This is a genomic window from Shumkonia mesophila, assembly GCF_026163695.1.
Lineage (GTDB): Bacteria > Pseudomonadota > Alphaproteobacteria > Rhodospirillales > Shumkoniaceae > Shumkonia > Shumkonia mesophila.
Genome location: NZ_JAOTID010000040.1, coordinates 1 through 4,784, shown reverse-complemented (window position 1 = coordinate 4,784; position 4,784 = coordinate 1). Strand labels below are relative to the sequence as shown.

The window sequence follows — 4,784 nt, the reverse complement described above, 5'->3', positions numbered from 1 at the left end:
CGCCAGGCAAAGCCCATCCAGCATCTCGTCCACAAACTTCGATGCATCGTTCAAAAGCTTCTTCATGACGTGCCTCCACTTGAAGAAAGAGGTTCGGCGCCGATCCTATGGCCGCCACCGGGCATGCCGGGGTGCCCGCGTGTCACGCGATCCGCTCCCCGCTGCCGGGATCGAACAGCACGGCCTTCGAGACGTCGAACGTGAGCCGGCGGTTTTCGTGGGGACGTGGTTCGGCGGCCGGATGAACCCGGCAGATGGCCCGTTTGCCGTTCAACTGCGTGAAGACCATGGTGTCCGCCCCGGTCGGCTCGACTACGTCGACCCGGACTTCGATCGATTGCAGATTGTCGCTACCAGCGGTATGGGTATCGCGCTCATCGAAGATGCGTTCGGGCCGCAGGCCCAGGATGACGTCGCGGCCGACGTACACTTGAGCCTTGGCGCGGGTGATCGGCAGATTCAGGATAGTGCGTTCGCACACCGTATCGAGTTCGAACCCAAGCCCCGAACCAGCCTCGATGAGTTTCCCCGGGACGCAGTTCATGGGCGGTGCGCCGATGAAGCCGGCCACGAACATGTTCGCTGGCGAGTCATAGATCTCCTGAGGGCATCCCAGTTGCTGGACGACGCCGTCCTTCATGACGGCAATCCGTTCGCCGAGCGTCATCGCCTCGATTTGGTCATGGGTGACATAGCAGACGGTGGTGCCGAGCCGCTGGTGCATCAGCTTGATCTCGGCCCTCATCTCGACGCGCAACTGCGCATCGAGATTGGACAGCGGTTCGTCGAACAGGAACATCACGGGATCACGCGCCAGCGCGCGCCCCATGGCGACGCGCTGGCGCTGCCCCCCTGACAACTGGCTGGGCTTGCGGTCGAGGAGATGAGAGATTTGCAGCATCTCCGACACGCGCTTGACGATGGCCTGCTGTTCGGTCTTCGGCACTTTGCGGATGCTAAGGCCGAACGAGATATTCTCGCGCACCGTCATCGACGGATAGAGCGCATAGGACTGGAACACCATGGCGATGTCGCGATCGCGGGGCGGCAAATCGTTTACCACCTTGCCGCCGATCAGGATCTCGCCGGAGGTCGCCGTTTCCAGCCCGGCGATGATGTTGAGCAGGGTGGTCTTGCCACACCCCGACCCACCGACCAGGATCAGAAACTGCCCGTCGTCGACATCGATATTGACTCCCTGAAGGACCGGGAGGGCGCCGAAATTCTTGTGAATATTGCGGATGGAAAGTGTGGCCATTTCTCGAACCGTTTCGTTTTGGATTGTCCCTTAGCCCTTCATGGCTCCAGCCATCAGGCCGCGCAGGAAGAACCGACCGCCGACGATGTAGACCACCAGGGTCGGCAGGGCGGTGATGATCGCCCCGGCCATGTCAACGTTGTATTCCTTGACGCCCTCCGAGGTGTTGACGAGATTGTTGAGCGCCACGGTGATTGGCATCGAGTCGGCACCGGAGAAGATGACGCCGAACAGGAAGTCGTTCCAAATCTGGGTGAACTGCCAGATGACGCCGACGGCAAAGGTCGGCCACGACAGCGGCAGCAGGATGCGGAAGAAGATGGTGAAGAAACCTGCCCCGTCGACCCGCGCCGCCTTGACCAGCTCCGGCGGTACGCTGACGTAGAAGTTCCGATAAAGCATGGTCGTAAACGCCACGCCGTAAACGATGTGAACGAAAATGAGCCCGGTCAGGGTATTGGAAAGACCCAGGCGGCCAAGCAATTGGGCCATCGGCAGGATCACCACCTGGTACGGAATGAAGAAGCCTACCAGCAGCAACGTGAATAGCAGATCGGCAGCCCGGAATCGCCAATGGGCCAGGATGTAGCCGTTGAATGCGCCGATGATCGCCGAGATCAGAACGGCCGGAATCACCATTCGGATGGAATTGAAGAAGAAGGGAGCCAGGCCTTCGCATCGCACGCCGGTACAAGCCTCGCTCCAGGCCTTGAGCCATGGCATCACCGTCAACCGTGCCGGCGGCGCCAGCATGTGGCCGGCGCGCAGTTCGTCGAGCTCCTTGAGCGAAGTCGACAGCATGACGTAAATGGGGAGCAGGAAATAAAGGGCGAAAAGGACCAGCACCGCGTAGATGGTGGCGCGTCCAATGGTCATTCTAGGCGCCATGGCGCGTCCTTCTCGATTCGGCATACATCAGCGGGACGAGGACCGCGACCACGGTGAACAGCATCATCATGGCCGACGCCGCGCCGACTCCGAGTTGGCTGCGATCGAACGCGAAGGTGTACATGAAGTTGGCGGGCAGCCACGACGACGTTCCGGGACCACCGGCGGTCAGCGCCACCACTAGGTCGAAGGTCTTGATGGTAATGTGACACAGAATGAGAATGACCGAGAAGAAGACCGGCCGCATGCCTGGGATGACGACCCTCAGGTAAATGGTCGGCAGCGTTGCCCCGTCGACCTTGGCCGCCTTGACGATCTCGTCGTCGATGCCGCGGAGGCCGGCGAGAAAGAGCGCCATCACGAAGCCGCAGGACTGCCAGACGGCAGCGATGACGACACAGAAAATCGCCTTGTCGGGATCGGCCAGCCAATTGAACGAGAAATCCTGCCAGCCCCATTGCCGGATGAGCCGTTCGAGGCCGAGATCCGGGTTGAGGATCCACTGCCAAACGGCGCCGGTCACGATGTAGGAAAGGGCCAGCGGATAAACATAAACGGCGCGCAGGGCCCCCTCGCCGCGGATCCGCTGATCGAGCAGAACGGCGATCAGCAGGCCTAAGACGATACAGAAGCCGATAAACGGGATGCCGAACCAGGCGAGGTTGGCCGCTGCCGACCACCAGATGTCATTGGCGAACAACTCGCGATAACGATCGAGTCCGACGAACCGGTAATTGGGCAACAGCCGCGAGGCGGTAAGGGACAGATATCCGGTGATTGCGATAAAGCCGTAAACGAAAACGAGGCTAATGGCTAAGCTTGGCGAAAGCAGGATTCTCGGCATCCATCGGTCGGCGAATGTGGCAAACGGCGACACCCGCGGGCCGCGCGCTCGACTGCCCCAATGGCGGTTGATGGGGGTGGTTCCCGATGGATCGGACACGGTTCGACTCCTGCAATCCCTCAGATTTTGCCGGCGGTTGCCGGGTTGCCTTCAAGCGTACATGAGGGGCGCGATGATCGCGATCGAAGGATAGGGCGTCGCCCAAGACGTCGCCGGCGGTTGGTTCCGCCGGCGACGCGGGTTGGGCGAGCTACATTACCTTGGCGGCTTGGGCCAGCTTTTGCACGGCCGTCTTAGAGTCCTCGTTGGAGTTGACGAAATGGGTGACCACGTCGCGCATGGCGCCGAGCGTGGCGTCCCGTTGGACCATGCCGTGCGCCAGGGAGGGAATCAGGGCGTTGTCCTTGATCGCCGCGACGAAGTCGTCGTGGGATTTCTGGGCGCAGGAGTCGAATCCGTCCATCGACACGTCGCTGCGCGCCGGAATCGCTCCCTTGTAGTAGGCGGCCTTGTGCTGGAAGTCCTTGCTGGTGATGGTCTCGGCCAAGGCGACCTGGCCCTTGGTTGCCGCGTCGCTGCCGTCCTTCTTGAAGAACATGAAGGAGTCCGAGTTGAACATGAACAGTTTGGCGGTGCCGGGCCGCGGCACGCACAGGTAATCCTTGCCGGCGACGAGGTTGGCGGCGAGGAATTCGCCCTTCGCCCAGTCGCCCATCATCTGCATGGCGGCCTTGCCCTGGATCACCATGGCACTCGACAGATTCCAGGAGCGTCCCGCGGTTCCGGGATCGAAGTAAGAGGCGATCTTGCGGACGGTGTCGAAGACGTCGATCATGGTAGCCGAGGTCAGGGCGCCGTGGTCGAGATCGACAATCGTCTTATTGTAGAAATCTGCCCCCTTCGACAGCACCACCCCTTCCCACAGATTGATGTCCTGCCACGGCTGGCCGCCATGGGCCAGCGGGATGATGCCGGCGGCCTTCAGCTTGTTGGCCAGCACGAAGAACTCCGGCCAAGTGGTGGGAGGCGTGCCGCCGACCTGGTCGAGCAGCTTCTTGTTGATGTAGAGCCAATTCAAGCGGTGCACCCAGAACGGGGCAGCGACGTAGTGGCCCTTATAGTTCAGAAATTTGGTGATGGCTGGCGGGATTTCCTTGTCCCATCCCTTGGTGGCCGCGTCGATGTTGGCCAGCACGCCTTCCTCGGCCCATTCATCGATGGACACGCCCTTGATCTGGGTGGCCGTCGGCGGCGTTCCCGCCAAGACGCGAGCCTTGAGGACCTTCATCGCGTTAGAGCCTGCGCCGCCGGCCACTGCGAAGTCCTTCCACACGTAGCCCTGTTTTTCCATCATGTCCTTGAGGACACCGACCGCCTTCGATTCCCCGCCCGAGGTCCACCAGTGCAGGACTTCAAGGTCCTCGGCGTTGGCCATCGGACCGCTGCTCAACAAGCCTACCGCGCAAAGCGCGCCCACTATCGCACGAGTTTTCATTGCCTTCTCCTCTAGACGCCAACCTGTGGAACCGCTTGCATTGATGGCTTTACCCATTCTTAAAATATGACTTGTAAGCAAACGGTTGACGTGCCATAGGCACCTGATGTAACCGTTTGCAGATTAAATGGATGCGATGTCGTCTGTCAATATGCGATCTGACGCCACAGATTCCGGTTCAATCGCTTCGTCTCCGTCTTTTACGAACGGGGAAACGGGATATGTTCGCAAGAGCGTTGGCTTACGGGACGTGGCGCGGATTGCCGGAGTGTCGACGGCGACGGTGTCGCGGGCGATCA

Annotated in this window: 5 protein-coding genes; 1 reads left to right on the top strand and 4 read right to left on the bottom strand. The window is 60.7% G+C overall.

The genetic code is table 11. The annotated features are described in order from the left end of the window. Positions 1-142 precede the first annotated feature (142 nt). The 4 genes from ODR01_RS25070 to ODR01_RS25055 form a co-directional block, all read right to left on the bottom strand. On the bottom strand, positions 143-1,258 hold the full coding sequence (locus tag ODR01_RS25070) for an ABC transporter ATP-binding protein (RefSeq protein WP_316980449.1): 1,116 nt from the start codon (positions 1,256-1,258) through the stop codon (positions 143-145). 30 nt (positions 1,259-1,288) lie between these two features. Continuing rightward, entirely contained in the window at positions 1,289-2,134 is an 846-nt protein-coding gene (locus ODR01_RS25065) for a carbohydrate ABC transporter permease (RefSeq protein WP_316980448.1), read from the bottom strand. Position 2,135: 1 nt separating this feature from the next. Beyond that, a complete protein-coding gene (locus tag ODR01_RS25060; RefSeq protein WP_316980447.1) occupies positions 2,136-3,089 on the bottom strand; it encodes a sugar ABC transporter permease in 954 nt (317 codons plus the stop codon). Positions 3,090-3,240: 151 nt separating this feature from the next. Continuing rightward, positions 3,241-4,485 carry an ABC transporter substrate-binding protein gene (locus ODR01_RS25055; protein ID WP_316980446.1) on the bottom strand — a complete coding sequence of 415 codons (1,245 nt, stop codon included), beginning with the start codon at positions 4,483-4,485 and terminating at the stop codon, positions 3,241-3,243. 127 nt (positions 4,486-4,612) lie between these two features. Here ODR01_RS25055 and ODR01_RS25345 point away from each other — a divergent pair. Further along, positions 4,613-4,784: LacI family DNA-binding transcriptional regulator (locus ODR01_RS25345; RefSeq protein WP_394356877.1), on the top strand; the 172-nt coding region annotated here is incomplete at its 3' end.

Excerpts from the sequence above, each read along its gene's own strand:
- ODR01_RS25070 (WP_316980449.1), bottom strand. The coding sequence starts at position 1,258 with ATGGCCACACTTTCCATCCGCAATATTCACAAGAATTTCGGCGCCCTC.
- ODR01_RS25055 (WP_316980446.1), bottom strand. The coding sequence starts at position 4,485 with ATGAAAACTCGTGCGATAGTGGGCGCGCTTTGCGCGGTAGGCTTGTTG.
- ODR01_RS25065 (WP_316980448.1), bottom strand. The coding sequence starts at position 2,134 with ATGACCATTGGACGCGCCACCATCTACGCGGTGCTGGTCCTTTTCGCC.